Origin of the sequence: Gottfriedia sp. NPDC056225 (assembly GCF_042267765.1) — a bacterium.
Classification (GTDB): domain Bacteria; phylum Bacillota; class Bacilli; order Bacillales; family Bacillaceae_G; genus Gottfriedia.
The window spans coordinates 1-20213 of sequence record NZ_JBHJTJ010000011.1; the positions used below are offsets into that span (position 1 = coordinate 1).

23 protein-coding genes are annotated in these 20213 nt (G+C 31.4%); 10 read left to right on the forward strand and 13 right to left on the reverse strand.

Features of this window, described 5'->3' with window-relative positions; all coding sequences use genetic code 11:
• The first annotated feature begins 176 nt into the window (after positions 1-176).
• Positions 177-737, forward strand: coding sequence for an HTH-type transcriptional regulator Hpr (locus tag ACFCYN_RS09610; protein ID WP_056472088.1), 561 nt, complete (start codon positions 177-179; stop codon positions 735-737).
• 279 nt (positions 738-1016) lie between these two features.
• On the opposite strand, the gene ACFCYN_RS09615 is transcribed toward ACFCYN_RS09610, so the two are convergent.
• Both ACFCYN_RS09615 and ACFCYN_RS09620 read right to left on the reverse strand, forming a co-directional pair.
• The gene (locus tag ACFCYN_RS09615) at positions 1017-1106 is read right to left on the reverse strand and encodes a YjcZ family sporulation protein (RefSeq protein WP_097973758.1); all 90 of its coding nucleotides are present in this window, start codon (positions 1104-1106) and stop codon (positions 1017-1019) included.
• A gap of 98 nt (positions 1107-1204) precedes the next feature.
• Positions 1205-1288 carry a YjcZ family sporulation protein gene (locus ACFCYN_RS09620; protein ID WP_098117180.1) on the reverse strand — a complete coding sequence of 28 codons (84 nt, stop codon included), beginning with the start codon at positions 1286-1288 and terminating at the stop codon, positions 1205-1207.
• 449 nt (positions 1289-1737) lie between these two features.
• Between ACFCYN_RS09620 and ACFCYN_RS09625 the strand changes: the two genes are divergently transcribed.
• The gene (locus ACFCYN_RS09625; RefSeq protein ID WP_375948963.1) at positions 1738-2559 is read left to right on the forward strand and encodes a peptidylprolyl isomerase; all 822 of its coding nucleotides are present in this window, start codon (positions 1738-1740) and stop codon (positions 2557-2559) included.
• Positions 2560-2586: 27 nt separating this feature from the next.
• On the opposite strand, the gene ACFCYN_RS09630 is transcribed toward ACFCYN_RS09625, so the two are convergent.
• Both ACFCYN_RS09630 and yhaM read right to left on the reverse strand, forming a co-directional pair.
• Positions 2587-2790 (reverse strand): sporulation YhaL family protein, encoded by a 204-nt coding sequence (locus ACFCYN_RS09630; protein WP_056472082.1) that lies wholly within the window; start codon positions 2788-2790, stop codon positions 2587-2589.
• A gap of 68 nt (positions 2791-2858) precedes the next feature.
• A complete protein-coding gene (gene yhaM / locus ACFCYN_RS09635) occupies positions 2859-3797 on the reverse strand; it encodes a 3'-5' exoribonuclease YhaM (RefSeq protein ID WP_172445690.1) in 939 nt (312 codons plus the stop codon).
• A gap of 357 nt (positions 3798-4154) precedes the next feature.
• Here yhaM and ACFCYN_RS09640 point away from each other — a divergent pair, with 357 nt between their 5' ends.
• Together ACFCYN_RS09640 and ACFCYN_RS09645 are read left to right on the forward strand one after the other, a co-directional pair.
• Positions 4155-4340, forward strand: coding sequence for a YhzD family protein (locus tag ACFCYN_RS09640; RefSeq protein ID WP_098117177.1), 186 nt, complete (start codon positions 4155-4157; stop codon positions 4338-4340).
• A gap of 81 nt (positions 4341-4421) precedes the next feature.
• Complete coding sequence (locus ACFCYN_RS09645; RefSeq protein WP_375948966.1) at positions 4422-5717, forward strand: HNH endonuclease; 1296 nt, start codon at positions 4422-4424, stop codon at positions 5715-5717.
• Between the two features lie 239 nt (positions 5718-5956).
• Here ACFCYN_RS09645 and ACFCYN_RS09650 read toward each other — a convergent pair whose 3' ends face one another.
• From ACFCYN_RS09650 to ACFCYN_RS09665, 4 genes are all read right to left on the reverse strand, one after another.
• Entirely contained in the window at positions 5957-6745 is a 789-nt protein-coding gene (locus tag ACFCYN_RS09650) for an enoyl-CoA hydratase (protein WP_375948968.1), read from the reverse strand.
• Positions 6746-6817: 72 nt separating this feature from the next.
• The gene (locus tag ACFCYN_RS09655) at positions 6818-8305 is read right to left on the reverse strand and encodes a coproporphyrinogen III oxidase (protein ID WP_375948970.1); all 1488 of its coding nucleotides are present in this window, start codon (positions 8303-8305) and stop codon (positions 6818-6820) included.
• Positions 8306-8473: 168 nt separating this feature from the next.
• A complete protein-coding gene (locus ACFCYN_RS09660; protein WP_375948972.1) occupies positions 8474-9343 on the reverse strand; it encodes a Cof-type HAD-IIB family hydrolase in 870 nt (289 codons plus the stop codon).
• Positions 9344-9513: 170 nt separating this feature from the next.
• The gene (locus ACFCYN_RS09665) at positions 9514-9870 is read right to left on the reverse strand and encodes a YlbF/YmcA family competence regulator (RefSeq protein ID WP_172445695.1); all 357 of its coding nucleotides are present in this window, start codon (positions 9868-9870) and stop codon (positions 9514-9516) included.
• Positions 9871-10043: 173 nt separating this feature from the next.
• Between ACFCYN_RS09665 and ACFCYN_RS09670 the strand changes: the two genes are divergently transcribed.
• The 6 genes from ACFCYN_RS09670 to ACFCYN_RS09695 all read left to right on the forward strand — a co-directional run bounded on the left by ACFCYN_RS09670 (position 10044) and on the right by ACFCYN_RS09695 (position 16999).
• Positions 10044-11138, forward strand: coding sequence for a YheC/YheD family endospore coat-associated protein (locus tag ACFCYN_RS09670; RefSeq protein ID WP_375948974.1), 1095 nt, complete (start codon positions 10044-10046; stop codon positions 11136-11138).
• 18 nt (positions 11139-11156) lie between these two features.
• On the forward strand, positions 11157-12242 hold the full coding sequence (locus ACFCYN_RS09675; protein ID WP_375948976.1) for a YheC/YheD family endospore coat-associated protein: 1086 nt from the start codon (positions 11157-11159) through the stop codon (positions 12240-12242).
• The gene (locus ACFCYN_RS09680; RefSeq protein WP_216854220.1) at positions 12242-13597 is read left to right on the forward strand and encodes a YheC/YheD family endospore coat-associated protein; all 1356 of its coding nucleotides are present in this window, start codon (positions 12242-12244) and stop codon (positions 13595-13597) included. The genes ACFCYN_RS09675 and ACFCYN_RS09680 overlap by 1 nt, the downstream gene beginning before the upstream one ends.
• The gene (locus ACFCYN_RS09685; RefSeq protein WP_375948978.1) at positions 13594-14769 is read left to right on the forward strand and encodes a YheC/YheD family protein; all 1176 of its coding nucleotides are present in this window, start codon (positions 13594-13596) and stop codon (positions 14767-14769) included. Before ACFCYN_RS09680 ends, ACFCYN_RS09685 begins: the two co-directional genes overlap by 4 nt.
• Before the next feature lie 77 nt (positions 14770-14846).
• Positions 14847-15770, forward strand: coding sequence for a PucR family transcriptional regulator (locus ACFCYN_RS09690; RefSeq protein WP_375948980.1), 924 nt, complete (start codon positions 14847-14849; stop codon positions 15768-15770).
• Positions 15771-15901: 131 nt separating this feature from the next.
• Positions 15902-16999 carry an ABC transporter ATP-binding protein gene (locus ACFCYN_RS09695; RefSeq protein ID WP_172445700.1) on the forward strand — a complete coding sequence of 366 codons (1098 nt, stop codon included), beginning with the start codon at positions 15902-15904 and terminating at the stop codon, positions 16997-16999.
• Positions 17000-17041: 42 nt separating this feature from the next.
• Here ACFCYN_RS09695 and ACFCYN_RS09700 read toward each other — a convergent pair whose 3' ends face one another.
• From ACFCYN_RS09700 to ACFCYN_RS09720, 5 genes are all read right to left on the reverse strand, one after another.
• Positions 17042-17293, reverse strand: a complete 252-nt coding sequence (locus ACFCYN_RS09700; RefSeq protein ID WP_098117166.1) for a hypothetical protein — start codon at positions 17291-17293, stop codon at positions 17042-17044.
• A gap of 74 nt (positions 17294-17367) precedes the next feature.
• Positions 17368-17562 (reverse strand): alpha/beta-type small acid-soluble spore protein, encoded by a 195-nt coding sequence (locus tag ACFCYN_RS09705; protein WP_056472044.1) that lies wholly within the window; start codon positions 17560-17562, stop codon positions 17368-17370.
• Positions 17563-17734: 172 nt separating this feature from the next.
• Positions 17735-18469, reverse strand: a complete 735-nt coding sequence (locus ACFCYN_RS09710) for an amino acid ABC transporter ATP-binding protein (RefSeq protein ID WP_172445702.1) — start codon at positions 18467-18469, stop codon at positions 17735-17737.
• A 14-nt stretch (positions 18470-18483) separates the two neighbouring features.
• Positions 18484-19179 carry an amino acid ABC transporter permease gene (locus tag ACFCYN_RS09715; protein ID WP_098117164.1) on the reverse strand — a complete coding sequence of 232 codons (696 nt, stop codon included), beginning with the start codon at positions 19177-19179 and terminating at the stop codon, positions 18484-18486.
• The gene (locus ACFCYN_RS09720) at positions 19166-19963 is read right to left on the reverse strand and encodes an amino acid ABC transporter substrate-binding protein (RefSeq protein WP_375949123.1); all 798 of its coding nucleotides are present in this window, start codon (positions 19961-19963) and stop codon (positions 19166-19168) included. The genes ACFCYN_RS09715 and ACFCYN_RS09720 overlap by 14 nt, the downstream gene beginning before the upstream one ends.
• Positions 19964-20213 lie beyond the last annotated feature (250 nt).

Genomic DNA, 20213 nt, shown 5'->3' on the forward strand with positions numbered 1-20213 from the left:
ATATTATATGAGCATATCTTTTTTAAAGCCTAACACTTAATTATAATATAAAATTGTAGAATTTTATCAATGACTTTGTGAAAATTTTTAAAAATTCTAACTAAAAGTTCTTTATTTCTTCACATATTATTGGCATAATAATAAATAGATAGTTAAATAGAAAAGAAGGTGAATTGATGAAAACTGAACAAAAATTATACACAATGAAAGAAGCTTTGATTTTTAGTCAAAGAATTGCCCAAATTTCTAAAGCATTATGGAAGTCAGTTGAGAAAGACTGGCAACAATGGATTAAGCCCTATGATTTAAATATCAATGAACATCATATTTTAATGATCGCCTTCCACTTAAAGGGTGCCTCTATTTCTGAAATTGCTAAGTTTGGTGTAATGCATGTTTCTACAGCTTTTAATTTTTCGAAAAAGCTTGAAGAGCGTGGTTTATTAGTGTTTTCTAAGAAAGTAGAAGATAAGCGAAATACTTATATTGAATTAACAGAAAAAGGTAAGAATATGCTATTAGAAATACTAGGAGAATTTGATCCGGAAACAAATTCAGTTTTCCAAGGTACTCTGCCATTAAAAGAATTTTATGGTAAATTCCCAGAAAATATGGAAATTATGGCTATCTTACGTAATATTTACGGAAAAGATTTCATGGATATTTTTGAAACAACTTTAGGTAACATAGATAAAGAATTTATCGAAGAAGATAACCGTTTAATAAAAAAACCTTAATATCTTCTTAAATTGTTACAACCTGCGAGTTGATTTGTCCTTGTAGTTGTAAAATAAACTCAAATAGAAGCGGGGCAAGATTAAAAATCCTTCCGCTTTTTATTTCAACCATTTTTGTTCAAAACTTCACATAAAAAACCTCAATTATGCCTCTAACTCAGTCCAATTTATTTCAATTTTTATTATCTAATTATGTACAAATGTATCTATTTTATATCTGTAATAAAAACTCAACCGGAGGTACAATACCTCCGGTTGAATAATTGTCTTATTTACAAATTAGATGCAAGCTGCTCCTACGATAATTAATAAGATGAACAATACAACGATTAACGCAAATCCTCCACCATGGAATCCTACGCCCATCATTCACACCTCCTTTAGCTACATATCTTATCTTATGCGTGTAGTAAAAAATGGTCTGGGCAAATGTATAATAAACCTTCATTTTCGAAGATTTGTACTAACTACAAACATGAGCACCCAATAATGATTAGCAAAATAAACAGGATCACAATTAAAATAAATTCACGCGATGCTTTCCCTTCCATTTTTCCAACCCCCCTAAAGTAATTCTTAATAATATATAGACGAATGCCTTAAATGATTGGGCGAATGTCATGGTTGACTAGCCAATTTTAAAAAATAAATACATTCTATTGGTATGTCTTGGGAAAAATAAATTAATAAAGTTTTATTAAAATTTTTTCGTATTTCTTCAGTCTCATTACTTAACCTTGCTCTTATAAATACCTATTTTTTATTTAAAACTAGTTCAAGATTCCTTTAATTAGATTAATTTTTTATTAAAAAACATTCCAAATTATTCTTTTTTTGGATAAACTTTGTCACATTGTAGAAAAATATGTTATATTAAGTGAAGTAATTTCCAGTAAAAGGTATGTCTAAATACAGGAAAAATTAAGATTTATGCTCCATACTTAAATAAGTAAATTTTTTTTATAAAAAACAATTTAAATTATTATTAGGAGATGTTTAAATGAAAAAGATAATCGTATCTGCAGTTTTAGCTACCTCAGTATTCGGACTAGCGGCATGTGGTTCAGCTGGTATTAGTAATGATGTAGTTGCTACATCTAATGCGGGAGATATCACTTCAAAAGATTTATATGACAAAATGAAGGATACAGCAGGATTAGCAATGCTTAAGCAAATGGCTATTGAAGATTATTTAAAGAAAAACTTCAAAGTTAGCGATAAAGACGTTGATAAAAAATTCAATGATTACAAAACACAAAATGGTGACCAATTCAAATCATTTTTAGCTCAATACGGATTTAAAGATGAAGCAGCATTTAAAGATCGCGTTAAAGTTGATTTATTAACTGAAAAAGCTGCTGAAGCTTCAGTTACACAAGCTGATATTGCAAAATATAAACCTGAAATTAGAGCTAGTCATATTTTAGTAAAAGATGAAGCTACAGCTAATAAAGTAGAAAAAGACTTAGCGGATGGTGCAGATTTTGCGCAAGAAGCTAAAAAATATTCTACTGACACTGGTTCAAAAGATAAAGGTGGAGATTTAGGCTATTTTGGAGAAGGTGCTATGGTAGCTGAATTTGAATCAGCTGCATACGCTCTAAAAGTTGGAGAAATTAGCAAACCAGTTAAATCACAATTTGGATACCATATCATTAAATTAACTGGTAAAAAGACTGCTAACGAAAAAGACGCTCGCCAAAAGATTGCTGAGACTAAATTAAGCCAAGATAACTTCTCTGCATTTTCAGATGAACTTCTTAAAAAAGCTAAATTTAAAGTTAAAGACAAAGATTTAAAAAACCAAGATAAAAAATCATAAAAAAAACCTGCCATAATGGCAGGTTTTTTAATTTGAAGAAATCTCAGAGTTAATAAGTAACTGCTCTCTTCTTTCTCGTTCCTCTTTAATACGTTGTAAGTAAATCTCTCCCTCTTTTTCGATGAAAGCTTCATCTGCGTCTCTTTCTTGTTTAGAGGTGTATAGTACCATAAATCCACTTACAAAAATTCCTAATATAACAATGTACATCCAAAATGGTAAGATCGGCATTGATTTTCCTCCTTAGTAGACAAGCATTTGCTTCATTATATGGCTATTAAGGAGAAAGTATGATTATTTTAAAATTTTGGTTTATAAAAACTACGATTTTCTAGTGGGAAAATGCGCTCAGTATATTCACCTGGTTCAACTCTTTCAAGCGCACGATCTAACATATTCATTTTCGCATCAATATTGTCAATATAATGTAATATTTCCGCTTCTTTAATTAAAGGTAGCTTTGGACTACCATATTCATATTTACCATGATGGCTTAAAATAAGATGCTGAAGTACAGTAACTTCTTCTCCCTCAATTCCTAATTCAATCGAGGCATTACCAATTTCAATTGCCATTAGTGAAATATGACCTAGCAAATTACCTTCAACAGTATATTTTGTTGAAACCGGACCCGATAACTCTCTTACTTTGCCTAAATCATGCAATATAATTCCAGCGTATAGTAAATCTTTATTAAGCGAAGGATATAAATTCGCTATAGATTCACCTAATTGCAGCATACAAAAAACATGATAAGCTAATCCAGAAACAAATTCGTGATGATTTTTAGTTGCTGCTGGAAAATCAAGGAATTCTTCTTGATTTTTTAATACTAGATATTCAGTTAGTTTCTTAAGTTTTTCATTCGTCATATTATTGATGTAAGAAGTAATTTTCTCATACAATACTTCTTTCGAAACTGGTGCTCTCGCAAAAAAGTCTTCTGGATTTACCTCATCTGTGTCTTTTACTGGACGAATTTGGCGTAATTTAAGCTGAAGTTTCCCTCTATAATCGTGTAGCTCACCTTCAACCTTTACAATTGTTCCCTCGGCATAGGATGCTTCTTGCTCTGAAGAAATATCCCAAAGCTTCGCCTCTATATCTCCACTTTGATCTTGTAAAGTTAATGATAAAAAGGATTTTTGATTACTTGCTACACCTTTAGTAACTGCTTTAACAAATAAATACGTCACAAAACGTTCGCCAACTTCATGATCATATACTTTTTTATCCATAAGTACCTCCACTATGTATATGCTTCCTTCGCCATACTAAACAAAATTTACAAATTGTATAAATAGCTTAAAATATTTTGGAAAACCATTTTCTCCAAAATAAGAAAAAGGAAAATCAATTTATGTATTAGTCGTTTTACTTATCCTATTATACGTTAAAATAGCTACTTAGCCCAACAATGATCATACAAAAATTAAGACATATTCTAACAATTCTCAAGAACTTTCTATGAAAGGTGTATTTCAGAACTTTAAATTATCGCAGAATTTTTTTGCAATTCAAATTATTACTTTACATGCCTTTTCAATCTATGCCAAAATAGTAATATAGCAACTATTTAAGGGGAGGACTAGAACATGGGAACGTATCGAATTACTGCTTTTGAAAAAAGTGGAGAATCAATTGTCGATGAACAATTTGAAGCTAATTCTGACTTAGAAGCAAAAGATATTGGTAAAGAAAAACTTTCAGTAATTGGTGCACTTGATAAGACACACCGTTGCATAAGTCAAACTGGTAAACTCCTATTATTTCATCCGTAATAAGAAGCTGCGAAATAATGTTCGCAGTTTTTTTTTTATGTCATTTTTACTTAAGACAGAATATAATAGGAGTTTTCGTAAATGAAGAACAACAAATATCCATTCGTTGATGACATTCAAGATGTAATTAAAAACATAAAGCAATTTAATGAAGACATTAAAATAGATGTAAACCTTCAAATGAAGTTATCTCAATTTTCTCAATGGTATTATGTAAAAGAAATCGATTTGTTCGGCCCAAGTTCTTTTATTGCGTACAAGGATATGTGTTCAGATACTTATTTTAATTCAGATTTTCTTACAGAGATTGACCATAAAAAAACCGAAAATATATTAAAGCAGTGGTTTGTAAAACATCAAGTCAAATCTCTGTCAAATAGTCTCAAAGAAAATTTCTTTGACTACTCTATATTAAGAACTAACCACGAAATGAGTATATTAAAGACAGAAGCCAATGAACTATTGGACGAAATGTACGAAGAACTTTCTATATTAGATGATACCCCACCTATTAGAATATTCCCTATTTCATGTGAAAATCTCGAATTTAGATATGAGAGCATCGAAGAATTACAGGAGTGGTTTTTAGACGAATTACCTGTTAGGGGTTATCAATTTAAAAAAGGATTGAACACACCAAAAGGAGCAATCTTATTATTTCAATTCAAAGACCAAATAATTGCTTCTAGTAAATTATCTTCAATATTTGAGCGTTCTAATAAAGATAAAGAATATATCGGAACATTTGTATTCGATCCATCATCAATCTGTATTTTTAACCCTCTAAACTTGAATGATATGAAATTAATTTGGGAAGAATTTATTAATTTTTCAGAAGTACCACAAAATCTAGATAAACATAAATATGATGATTTCATGAACTTTCTTTATAGTAAAAATATAAGATACGCTTTAGACAATGAAATGGATGAGGAAACTTTTACTATTGAAGTTGAAAAAACATACGTTGATTCGCAAACTCCTGTTAAGGATGAGCCTAAAGCTAAATACAATTGTACAGTCATTACGAATATATCTAATCGTAATCGAACCGTTACAAAAAGAGCGATTGTTGAAGCAAATTTCAAATGTGAAATCGATGAATCTCATTCATTCTTTCGATCTAAACAAACTGGAGAAAATTATGTTGAAGGACATCATTTAATACCATTGGAATTCGAGGAAATGTTCGATTATAACTTAGATGTTGAAGCGAATGTTATAAGCCTATGTCCTATCTGCCATAAAAAAATCCATCATGCACCGATTGAAACAATTGAAAAACTGATTAAAAAATTATACAAAAACCGTAAAGAACGATTAAAGAATTCTGGTATAGAGATCAAACCTAAGACTTTATTAAGCTTTTATACTTAATAGTAACAGTACGTTTTTAAAGCTGCGATGACTGATCGCAGTTTTTTCTTTATTACTCCTCCTTACATCCATAAAGAAAACTCGCCGATTCGTGAGCCTTTAGGCGAAGACAGAGGGGTAGTTGCACTTATACTTATACCTAAAATTGGCATCTACGTCGACTGATCTCCACCGCCTTCCAATTTATACTTTCTTAATGTGCAAAAAAACCGACTATAATATAGTCGGCTTTTCAATCCTTATTTACCAGTAAAAATCGGTAATCTTTTCTGTAAAAACGCTTGAACACCTTCTTGATGATCAGCAGTTCTTCTCATAGCACTTTGTCCTTCTTTTTCAGCTAATAGCACTCTCTTTAAAACATCTAAATTTCCATTGCTGTAAATTTGTTTAGTTTGAATCATCGCACTCACTGGCTTTTGAAGGATACTCTTTACACGTTTGTTAATTTCTTGTTCGAAGTCACCGCTAATAACTTCATCAATTAAGCCAATTTCTAATGCTTGTGCTGAGTTTAGTTTTTTACCTTCCCAAATCAGTTGCTTAGCTTTTGTTTCACCTAAGCGTTTTTCTAAGAAGTAATGTGCACCACCATCAGGTATTAAACCAATACCGATAAAGTTCATTGCTAGAATTCCTGATTCATGAGCAAGAACAAAATCACTTGCTAAAGCAAAACTTAGTCCTATACCTGCAGCAGGTCCATGAATTGCACTAATAACGATTTTAGGTAAAGTGTATAATCTGACTACTACTTCTGAAATTAAATCCATTATCGGACCAAAAGCGGACTCATCAGTATTGCTTAGCATTGATTTTAAATCTCCACCTGAAGAGAAACCTTTGCCATTTCCACATAGTACGACTACGTCAACTTCTGAGCTTGCGATTTCATCCAATACATCTCGAAATTGTCTGAATGTATCTTCATTCATTGCATTTAAAACTTCAGGTCGATTAAATACTACAGTTGCAACTCGCCCCTCTTTTTTTAACAATACGTGTTCTACAGTGTTCGAAATAGACATAAAAAAATCCCCCTTAATTTCATAGTTAATGTAAACATTAAACATTGAAAGGGGATTTTCCTTTATTTTTCATTAATTTGATTGATTACTTTTCGAAAATAACTCATCTAAAATTTTAATTTTAGCATTCGTGTAATGCTCATAACCATCATTATATGATTTAGGATCCTTTGCATTTGCGAATCGAGTAATTTGACGAGTATTTGGATTGACAAACTTACTTGAAGCACCACAGCCTAGCCCAATTATTGTTTGTTCTTCTTCCATAATTAAAATATTATATAAACTTTCTTGTCCATCTACAGAATACCCAATGTTTTCAAGATTACCTAATATATTTTTTTGACGATATAAATAGTAAGGATGATAGTTATGTTTTTCTGTCCATACTGTTGCCTCGTTCATCATTTGTTGTACTTCATCACGATCAGCAACTTTGTATTTCTGCTTGTTTTGCGTCATTTCTGATGCTCTTTTAAATGATAGTGTATGAACAGTTAACGATTCAGGCATTAGCTTTTCAGTTTCATCTAAAGTATACTGAAATTCTTTTAAGCCCTCGCCAGGTAATCCAATAATTAAATCCATATTAATATTATTCATACCCATTTCACGAGCTAGATGGAATTTTGTTACTGTTTCTTCAACTGTGTGATGTCTTCCAATCGCTTTTAAAGTTTCTTGAATATACGATTGTGGATTAATACTAATTCGGTCAATATTCCATTTATTTAAAACATCTAATTTATCTGGTGTAATTGTATCTGGTCTTCCTGCCTCAACTGTAATTTCACGAACCTGCTTCATATTTGGAAATGATTCGTGCATTTTAGCGTACAGTAAATCCATTTCTTCAGCTGTAATACTAGTAGGCGTACCTCCACCATAATAAATCGTTGTAATGTTTATTCCACGCTCTTTTAAGAATTCACCGACTTTTTCCATTTCATAATGTAATCCATATAAGAATGAATCAACTGCGCCTTGTTTACCTTGAATCGCATAGGCTGGGAATGTACAATAAGCACATTTTGTCGGGCAATATGGAATTCCAATATAAATACTTACTTCATTTTGCAAATTATATAAATCAGGAATTACTTTTAATTGACGATCAACGATTGATTGCATTAAATCTATCTTTTCATCATGAATCAAGTAATCATTTCGTAACTCTTCATGTGCCATTTCCTTTGCCATACCAGACTTAAGCTTCGAATGAAGAAGCTTCGTTGGTCTAATCCCAGTTAAAATTCCCCACTTTTGCTGAATGCCAGTATACTCTTGTAGTAATGATAAAAAGACAAAATTAACAGCCTTCTTTTTAAATTTGAACGATTCTTTTTCGTCTTTACCGTTTACATAGCTCGTATTTGCTTGAAAATCAGATCCTAATTCACCTGAGACCTGTTTATTTACTTCATCTAAATCAAAACTTACTTCAATATCAGCATCTATTTTTTCTAACGATACATCACAGTCTTCAAAGAATAGTTGAGCTAATAGCTCCAACGGCCTTTGAAAACGACTATCCTCTAAACCTTTTATATATATTTTCATTTTTTATCACCTTTTTAAGTTATCACTTAAGTATAGAATTAAAGAGATAAGAGGTCAATATTTAGGACAAGGACAATGTATTATGTTTAAGTAAATAGTCGATAAAAAATAAACGTAATAAAAGCCTGATTTTCAAAGAGAAGTCTCCATGAAAGCCAGGCTTAATATCTATTTTTCAATTTTTAAATGTGTTTTTAAGAAAGGAAGTGGGAATTGTTTCCTGAAATGTTCTTTAATCATATATGGAACACCATTTTGATCATTTGATCTTGTAATCCAGTCTGCAACCTTTTTAATCTCCACAGGAGCATTTGACATTGCAACACCTAAGCCCGCATGCTCGATTAATGGTAAATCACTATAATTATCGCCTATTACAACCATTTCATGATAGGAAATTCCTAAGTGTTCACCTAATCGTTTTAAACCTGTATATTTAGAGATTCCTTTGCGAACAATTTCAATTTTTTCATCTTCCTCACAGAGACAATCTAGATGTGGATATTTCGTATTTAATTCACTTTTCACTTTGCTTTTCTCTACTTCATCAGAGAAATAACATTCTATTTTTAATGGAGAAATTGAATTTTCCAGAATACTATCTGAAAGGGATTCAACAAATTGAATCGGATAAAATACTGGATCTGCATTTGATAAAACTGCTTTCGCAACTAAATTTGATTGCAATTTTTTTCGATTTCCAATTGAAAAATGCTCATGTGACAATCGAATATTACAATCATACTTTTCTAGTTTTTTTACAATGTCATAAGCTTCTTCTTCTTCAATCCTTTTTTCAAAAAGCGGCTCATCAAGCTTAGAAGAAATAAAGGCGCCTGAGTGCGAAATCAAAAGATTATTAACCTTTAATGCTTTTGCAATCTTTTTTGTAGCTTGGAAATTTCTACTTGTAAATAAGGTTACGTAAATCCCTTTATCTTGAACGTATTCAATAGCTTCTTTCGTTTCTTTTGAGAGTTTTCCGTTTGATTGTAATAAAGTACCATCTATATTAATTGCAAGTAACTTATAAATCACTTAATCTCCCCCATTTCGCGAAGAAATACCTTACTAGAATATATGACATGCTTCGTTCAATTAGAACATTGCAGATTGTTATTATACCCTTCCTTATACTAAAAAAGACTCCATAAATATGAAGTCTCTCTTATATTCAGAACAGTAATCTCCCTGTTCTTCCTCTCGTCTTACATTTCCATTAATGATTTATAAAATTCTTCTAATGGATTCATGACGATTTTATTTACATCTTGAATAACTAAATTTAATCTTTGTTCCGTTTGCATTAAGTTTGCAATTAATGGATTTTGAGACACTCTTGCAACTATTTCTTGGCCTTTTGCATTTTCTTCAGGTGTTACTGCTTCACCTTGATACATTTTTTGTTGCATAGTTTTTTGGAAATTTTGAAATTCCATAAATAATGGTTTCGCAGTTGGATCAGCTAATACTTGTGAGTATAGTGATTGTAAATTTTTAAATTCTGGTTGCTCCTTAAAAGCGTTTTGTAGTGAGTATGCAATATCATAAATGTTTACTGCCATGTTAACTACCTCCTATAAACTTTTGTATCTCCACTATAGCAAACATTCTATTATATGTCAGTCTTTCAAAAAACAAATCAAACTTTCTACCTTAAAATTTCTTAAAGACATTCACCAACTGGGCGAATATCACATAGTATACAACGACATTATTTTGGAAAGGAGGAGAATCATTGCAATCTTTTCCTAAAAATCAAGAACCTCAATCTTTCGTAGTAGTAACTGATTCGATCAATGAAGAATCATTAAATCCGCTCGGCTCCATTACAACACTTTGCGAGGAGTTATCAGAGTTATGCGGGGAATCTGAGATCGATTTTTATGTAACTACTTTCAAAAAGCTATTTACGAATGAATTAAAAGGTTATAAACGCTCAGAAGATGGCTGGACTTTAATGAATGTACCTCCCGCATCAATCATTCATAATCGCATTCATTCGAGGAAGCTTGAGCGTTCTAAAGAATTTAAATTACTAAATTCTTCTCTAACAACTCAGCAAATACCTTTTTTTAATGCACGTTTCTTAAATAAACTTGAAGTTTTTAAAGCATTAATTGACTCTGCCTATATAAAACCATATGTACCGTACACTGAGGAATGTATTTCAGCAGAACAATTAGAACATTTCATCCAAAAATATGAAACAGTTTTTATTAAGCCGATCCACGGCAGTCAAGGAAGAAATATTCTTAGGGTCACAAAAGAAAAGGAACTATTTCGGTTAAAAAATAGTCAGAACTCTGAAGTAGAACTAGAATTTCAATCAATACATGAAGTATTTCAAATCATTAAACAGCAATTAAGTAAGCGTAGTTGTATTATTCAAGAAGGCTTACCTTTAATCAGTAAAGATAATCGACTTGTTGATTTTAGATTTTTATGCCACAAAAATAAATTCAATAATTGGGAAGTAACTTCAACTGTAGCAAGGATTGGTCATCCAACTCAGTTTGTCAGTAATTTAGCTCGAGGCGGAGACCTTCAAAAAATTGATGAATTTTTAAGTCAATATTTACCCAAAAAAGAGCGCGTTCACTTTAAAAAATTATTAGTTGAATTAGCGATTGAATGTTGTAGGTGTATAGACTCCTCCTTTGATGGATTATTCGCTGAGTTTGGAGTGGATCTTGCTATTGATAACCAATTCAATCCTTGGGTCATTGAATTAAATTCAAAGCCATCTAAGGATTTACATTTAACGGACCCAATTCAAAAAATTAGACCTTCAACAAAGGCTATTTTTTCTCTTGTTCAATCATATTTATAAGTACAAGGAGTGAAAAGAATGAGAATAGGTTATTTATCTCTTAAAGAAAGACAAGAAGGTGAATACGTACAGCACATGGCAAAGGAAGCAAGTAAACTAGGTTATGAATTCGTTCAATTTACCCCTTTTAGTATTCAACCAGCTTCAGAAGAAATACTTGGCTGGAAGTATATTGCAGAAACAGAACAATGGGAGAAAACAACATTTGAAATTCCAAATTATATTTATGATCGTTGTTTTTACTCTCCTAACATTAAAAGTAAGCAAGCAAAACCAATTGTTGATTGGCTAAAGAAACGTAAAGACATCACCTTTTTAGGATATGGACTACCGGGAAAATGGGAAACTTATCAGGCGCTTGCAACTGATGAAAGTCTAAATCCATATATACCAAAAACAAAAAAGTTATTGCATTTAGCGGTATTTTTTGAAGAGCTTAGAAAAACACGTAAGCTAGTTATTAAACCAATACATGGATCAAGAGGAATAAATATTTACTTTGTTACTTTAAGTCCATATTCAATTAGCGTTTCAACTCAAAAACAAAATGAAGTTGTTGAAACAGTATACGATACAAGAGATGAATTTTTTGAATGGCTACAACCTCTTGTCGAATCAAAAAACTATGTTTATCAAAACTATTTAGACCTTCAAACAAAATCACGCGAAGCATTTGATTTACGCGTTCTTTTACAAAAAAACGAAAAAGGCGAGTGGCAAGTTGTTGGTAAAGGCATCCGAGTAGGAAAAGCAAATTCAATTATTGCAAACTTAAGTGCTGGCAGTAATGCAGTTCCATTTGATGAGTGGATTACTCAATTTAGTCAAAGAACTGCACTAATTTTACAACAAGATATTGAAACAATTTGTAATCAATTACCGATTGTACTTGAGAAGAATTTTCTTCCATTATTTGAAATAGGATTAGATTTAGGAATTGATTCAAATCAAGCAATCTGGATTTTAGATGTTAATTCAAAACCAGGAAGAAAAGTTTTAATCCAAACTGATCCTTCCATTCAACAAAAGCTCTATTCGGCACCAATTCAGTATTGTCTACACTTACAATCGAAATCTAAAAGTGAAAGAAGTGAAATTAAATAATGAATGAAGTTTATAAAATCGTTACTCATCGACAGAGTAAAAACCTAGTATGTATACCTGAAAAACTTACAACATCAAGAAATATTGAATATATTGCTTTTGGTCAAAAAAAATACCCTTGTCAACTAGTTACGATGAATACACTTCAAAATACCATTTCAATATCAGAGCATTTAATTGAAATGCTCTGTATCCCTTTTGAAGGAACTATTGAGCCTATTATTATTGGGAATACGCTGCAGCTCGGTCCACTAGTTGGAATTTTTACAGCTGGCTTTACTGAGTCCCTCCTTCGCCCAATTGGCGATCGAAGCTTTATGTTTGCAAATTTAATAGCCGAAAATAATCAAAAAAACAGCTTCATATTTGTATTTGGCACACATGGAATTGACTGGGAAACAGAAACAATTCAAGGTTATTTCTTTACAAATAAAAGATGGATTAAAGAAGTAGTTCCTTTTCCAACCGTGATTTATAATAGGCTTCCGAATAGGAAAGTCGAAGTTCATAAATCAATTAAACGAGTGCGCCAAAAACTAGAAAAAGAATATAAAATCCCTTGGTTTAACCCAGGATTCTTCAATAAATGGGATTTATATTTAAAATTAAGAAATGACGATTCAGTTGCACAGTACTTACCTAAAACATTAAAGTTTAATAATTTCGATACAATTGAAGAGTTATTATCCAAATATCATTTTGTGTATGTTAAACCCGAAAACGGTAGCCTCGGATCGAGAGTAATTTTAATACGCTACCAGCGTGAAGAAGGTATTTATTATTGTAGGTATCGTGATTTTGAAACAAACAGACTTCAAAAATTCTCGACACTTCAATCCTTAATTAATCATGTTTTCCGTAATATGAAAATACATGATTTTATCGTTCAACAAGGTATTTCATTAATTCGATATGAGCATCAACCTGTTGATTTTCGAGTTCATACAAACAAAGATGCTTTAGGAAAATGGCATGTAACTGTAATTGCTGGGAAAATAGCAGGAAAAGGTAGTACTACTACTCACTTAAATAATGGTGGTCGCGTGAAAACTCTTGAAGAATTATTTGATCAAGAAAAAGCTAAAAGGATTCATGAAAAATTATCTACTGCAGCTTTAAAAATTAGTGAATCTTTAGATCGTCAAGTTGACGGTCACATCGGAGAAATTGGATTTGATATCGGTGTTGATAAAGATGAAACAATTTGGCTTTTTGAAGCGAACTCTAAGCCTGGTAGATCAATTTTTTCAAATCCAAGCTTCCAAGAAAATGACAAACAAATAAAAAAACTTTTTTTAGAATATGCTACTCATTTGTCCAAACAGGGAAATGAACTCGAGGCTTCAATGAAATGATTTCTGTTTTTTACCATCTTGATACAAATACTTGGTCGCATGATCACTTAGAATCAAAGTTTTCGATTGGACACAACCACCTTCCTATTTTAGCATTGCAAGATAACGCTTCAAATTCCATTCAATTTCATGTTAAAAAAAATGGATCACATTTAGGCCCAATTATCGGCATTTTAACGAATGAAGAACGACTACCTTTTAGCGGAAATATTAAAACATTTAAACGAATTTGCAAGAAGGTATTAAATAACGGCGGTATTCCAGTTATCTTAACGCCTACCGCCTTTTCTAATCATTCAGTTACATGTTATACATTTTGTTTTAAAACAAAAAAATGGATTAAACTATTTTCCCCTTTACCAGACGTAATTTACAATCGAATTCCATCTGTACAATATGAATACAATGATGATTATAAAGAATTTCGAGAAAAAATTTCTGAGTTAAACATCCCTTTTTTTAATGAATCATATCTTTCAAAAATACAAACAACTGCAATCTTATCCACTAACGAATTTTTAAAAACATATATTCCGAAAACAATTGAATTAATAAACGAAAAAGATTTGTTTTTCTATTTAAAAAAATGGAAATTCCTTTATATTAAAAAGCATAATTCTTCAAGAGGATTTGGCGTGTTTAAGCTTTCCTTGAAAAGTGATAATGAAGTCATCATCCGAAATGCTTTTCATGTAGAATTAGTAAAATCAATTAGTGATTGTTGGAAATTTCTTAGCTCTTTAAATGAGGATTTTATTTGCCAACAAGGTATAATAAGCGAATTACCAGATGGTAGAAAGTTTGATCTACGAATTCTTGCACACAAAAAAGAAAATAATTTCATTCTTTCTGGTATCGGAGTAAGAGTTGGTACATTTAATGGCATTACAACTCATGTACCTAGAGGTGGCAGCATTATTTCAATCGAAGAACTACCAATTAAATTAAACTATGAATTATTACAGGAAATCGTTAGACAAACAGGAATTGCATTAAATAATAAAGAGGCACATTTTTATGAATTCTCAATGGATATCGGTATTCAAAATAACCAATATTATATTTTTGAAATAAACTCTAAACCAATGGTATTTGACGAAATCTCGATAAAAGAACAAGGACTTGAAAACTTAATTCATCTATTTTATGAACTTTCAAATTTCAAACAGTAGTTTGTATACTACTGTTCTTTTTTATTTTAAATAACAATGTTAAACTTAAATGAAAAATGCTTTGAAAGGTAAATATTATGATTGATAAAATTAAGATGTTATTTGGAAGTGAGTCCGTTTCGGTCACACCAGATCAGCATACATATATGGATTACTTGTGGTTTTCTACAGAAAATCAAGAAATTTTTGGGATTAAACAAAGTTCTATATCTGAGGAACAACATAACCTATTGGAATGTCTTTTTACAAAATTAGAATCCGATGCAATTATGATGCCATCTGCACAAAGCGAGTGGTTTCAATATTTATATTTCAATAAAGGACATAATCCTTTATTATTCGAAAATGAAAACACTCTCCCTTCCTCCATTCGATTTATTCATTTTTACAGCAATCAACTTTTTACAAATAAAATTGAGTTTGAAGATGCAATCAATGCTTTTTTTCATAAAGATGTAATAGTCGTTTGGAATTCTGCAAAGGAAGGGGTTATTATTGAAAAAATAATTGATCAACCATTTAATAAAGAATTTCTAGAGCATATGCAAGAAATCATTGCAGCTGACTTATACCATGATGTAACTTTTCTTGTTGGAAAACCCTACTCACCATTAGCGAATTTATTTCTTTATTTTGACATAGAACACCAATGTTTTAAAAAAGCTTTATCTGTAAAAAAACAAAAACATATACTCTGGTTTTCAAAAGAGATGCTTTACTATATCCTTTCCTTTTTGCCAGATGATTTACAGAAAGAATTACCTAATCTATTTTTGAATGATATGAAAATTGATGATCCAATTCTTTCAACTGTAAAAATTTATCTTCAACAAAATCTAAATGTTACGGCTACTTCAAAAAAAGCTTTTTTACATCGGAATACTGTTCAATACCGTCTTGATAAATTTTCAGAACAAACAGGAATAGATTTAAAGCATTTTGAGGATGGTCTTGTTATATTTCTAGCTATTCGCCTACTTGAGTTAACAAATGAAAATTAACAAAAGCTTTTTTTGTGCACCTTGTACAAATGAAGCTATTTTTTTTGTGTACCTTTGCCATTGTTGGAAAACGTTTAAATGTTTACAATTTAATTAATGAAACCGATTACAAATATTTGGAGGTAGTAACAATGGCAGAATTAAAATTAGATCATATTTATAAAATTTATGACAATAACGTAACGGCTGTAAAAGATTTTAATCTTCATATTGAAGACAAAGAATTTATCGTATTCGTTGGTCCTTCTGGATGTGGTAAATCAACAACACTTCGTATGATTGCTGGTTTAGAAGATATTTCAAAAGGTGATTTCTTTATTGATGGGCTTCGTGTAAATGACGTTCAACCAAAAGATCGTGACATCGCTATGGTATTCCAAAACTATGCTCTTTATCCGCATATGACTGTATATGACAACATGGCTTTCGGATTAAAATTACGTAAATTTGATAAAGCTGAAATCGATCGACGCGTAAAAGACGCTGCTCGAATTTTAGGACTTGAAGAATATTTAAGTCGTAAACCAAAAGCACTATCTGGTGGACAACGTCAACGTGTTGCTCTAGGACGTGCTATTGTACGTGATGCAAAAGTATTCTTAATGGATGAGCCATTATCTAACTTAGATGCTAAATTACGTGTTGCAATGCGTTCTGAGATTTCTAAATTACATCAACGTCTACAAACAACTACTATCTATGTAACACATGATCAAACTGAAGCAATGACAATGGCTACGCGCTTAGTTGTAATGAAAGATGGTATTATTCAACAAGTTGGTACGCCTAAAGAAGTTTACGATCGTCCTGAAAACGTATTCGTTGGTGGATTCATCGGTTCACCTGCAATGAACTTTGTTTCTGGTAAAGTTGAAGATGGTCACTTTAACTTAGGAAGCAAAAAAATTGCTATACCTGAAGGAAAAATGAAAACATTACGCGATAATGGATATATTGGAAAAGAAGTTACTTTAGGTGTTCGACCAGAAGATTTACATGATGAGCCAGTGTTTATCGAAGCATCTCAAGGTACAGTTCTTGATTTAAAAATTGAAGTAGCTGAGCTTCTAGGAGCTGAATCAATGCTTTACACTAACTATGAAGGCCATACTTTAGTCGCAAGATTAGATGCACGCTCAACATTTACACATGGTCAAATTATTAAATTAGCCGTAGACATGAACAAAGTTCATTTCTTTGATAAAGAAACTGAATCACGTATTCGATAAAAATAAATAAAATAACGCAGTACCGTTTGAATCGGTACTGCGTTATTTTATTTTCTCTATAATTTTTAAAAAGCCCTCGTTACAATCTGGACAATTAAACATATGGGTACAATACTGATTTGAATTTTGCTCAGTTAATCCATCAGATTTTGCTGAAATATCATAATCTAAGTATGGACTGTATTTATCTTCGTAATCAACTGCTCTTCCTTTATCTTCACAATGATTTTCACAAATAGGACATTTTAATTTATATTGCTCAATTCCATTACATAGTGGACAAATACCATCCATTATTAACACTCCTATTATGTATTCTTCATTAAGAAAGGATGGAGATTAATCTCCATCCTTATTAGCCATAGATATTATTTTGAATAACCACCTAAGCTTTGCTCAGCCATTTGAACTAAACGTTTAGTGATTTCTCCTCCTACAGAACCGTTAGCACGAGCTGTAGAATCAGGACCTAAAGTTACTCCAAACTCAGAAGCGATTTCATACTTCATAGAATCTAATGCTTGTTGTGCACCATTTACTACTAAGCTGTTGTTGTTTGCCATGTTGTCTCACCTCCTTATGTAAGTGTAATGATAGTATGACTCTAATCGATTAACATATGTATGTTTAGCTAATGTAAATTTTGGAAAAAATTTTTTTATTTGTTTATCGGCTTTTTCACATAAAAAAAGCACTAGAAAGCGCTCTAGTGCTGGGTTTCTCTTAATTCTTGGATTACTGTATTAATTGTAAAAATTGTTTTGTTCTTGCATGCTTAGGATTTTCTAATACATCACTTGGATGACCTTGCTCAATAATGTATCCACCGTCCATAAAAATAACTTCATCTGCAACATTACGAGCAAATTTCATTTCGTGTGTAACTACAATCATTGTCATACCATCTTCAGCTAATTCCTTCATTACTTTCAATACTTCTTGTACAAGCTCAGGATCAAGCGCTGAAGTTGGTTCATCAAACAAGATAACTGTTGGCTCTAAAGCCAATGCTCTAGCGATACCTACTCGTTGCTGTTGACCACCTGAAAGCTGATGTGGTAATAGATTGATTTTTTCTTCTAAGCCCACTTTTGTAAGTAAATCAATAGCTTTCTTTTTCGCTACATCCCTTTTTACTTTTTGTACCGTTACTAGCCCTTCCATTACGTTTTCCAACGCTGTTAAATGTGGAAATAAATGATGCTGTTGAAAAACCATACCTGTTTTACTTCTTAATGAGATAATTTCTTTTTTAGTCACTTTATTCGAAAAGTCAATTGATTGGTCGTCAATTGTGATTTTCCCATCAGTTGGATGCTCTAAAACATTTATACATCTTAAAAATGTAGTTTTTCCAGATCCAGAAGGACCAATAATTGCCGTAACCGTACCTTTTTCTACATTTAAGCTAACATCTTTTAATACTTCTAGTTCGCCAAAGCTTTTTTTAATATTTTCTAGTTTTATCATCTACTCTTCCTCCATTACTTAGCAACATAGCGTTCAACTCGAGCTTCTAATCGACCTTGAATGACTGAAAGGAAGAAGCATACGATCCAATAGATTATTGCAGCTTCTGTATAAACAACTAAAAATTTATAGTTAGTTGCAGCTATTTCCTGAGCTGTTCTAAACATCTCAGTTACTAATATTAATGAGGCCAAAGACGTGTCTTTTACTAAACTAATAAAAGTATTTGACAATGGTGGTAATGAAACTCTCGCAGCCTGCGGAATAATAATACGTTTCAACGTTTGATTATATGTCATGCCTATTGAATAAGCAGCTTCCCATTGGCCTTTATCAATAGACTGGATAGATCCTCTTATAATTTCAGAAGCATATGCCCCAACACTTAATGAAAAACCAATAATTGCAGAAATATAAGGTGATATTGTTACATGTAGAGTAGGTAATCCATAAAAAATAATAAATAATTGAACTAATAGAGGCGTTCCTCTAATAATGGAAACATAAAATCTCGCTAAACCATTTAAGAATTTATTACCTGATAGACGGAAAAGTGCGGTAATAAATGCTAATATTATACCTACTATAAAAGTAATAATTGTTAATGGAATAGTACCGATTAAAGCAGTTTTAACCATTGGAAGGAAAGAATCCTTCGCAATGGTTAAATTGTCAATCCACTCTGGGCTGAGTATATTATTTAAGTCCATCTTTACCGAACCATTTTGTAACTATTTCATCATACTTTCCGTCTTTTTTCATATCTTCTAGTGCTTTGTTAACTGCCTTTACTAATGATTCATCATCTTTACGGAACATAAATCCACTGTTTGAAGCATCATTTTCTAGAGCAGCAATTTTTACTTTGTTGTCACCAGTTTCTTTTAAATAATTTTGAATTGATAACTTATCGTTGATTGTTGCATCAGCACGACCCGATTCAATTAATTGAATGGCTTGGCTAAATCCTTCAACTCCTACTAATTTAGCTCCATATTTTTTAGCTAAATCTCCGTAGTTACTAGTTAAAGATTGAGCAGCATTTTTTCCTTTAATGCCATCAAATGAGTTAATTTTTGAATCTGATTTTACAACTAATGCACCTGAAGAAGTTATATATGGATCAGAGAAATAATATTTTTTCTCACGATCTGCTCTAATACCAACTTCATTTGCAATGATGTCAAAACGTTTTGCATCTAATCCTGCAAACATTGCATCCCATTGTGTTTCATAAAATTTTGGTTTTACGCCTAAACGTTTAGCAACTTCATTCGATAAGTCAACATCGAAACCTGTTAATTTACCAGATTTATCATGGAACGTGAATGGTGCATATGTACCTTCAGTACCAATTTTTAACTCTCCACTATCTTTTACTTGAGTTAATAAATCTTTTCCTTTTGCAGTATCTTCTTTTTTATTTGAATTGCAGCCTGCCATAAAACCTGCTGCTAAAACTAACGAACCTAATGTTAAACCAATTTTCTTAATATTCATTCTTTAATCTCCCTTAACCTTATCGGAATTGTTTGTTTTGAATTGTGTGTCTTAAATATATTGCATGTATTAAAAAATTACAACAAAAAAATCTCATATTTTTATTATTTTTCTTTTTATCTTTTTAATTCTTTTTTTTGTGATTGAATATTTCAATCATAAGAACTTCCAATTTCTACTATTCAAAATTTTTGTAAGGAATGTTCAGTACGTGTAATATTCTGAAATTAAGTACTTATTCTAT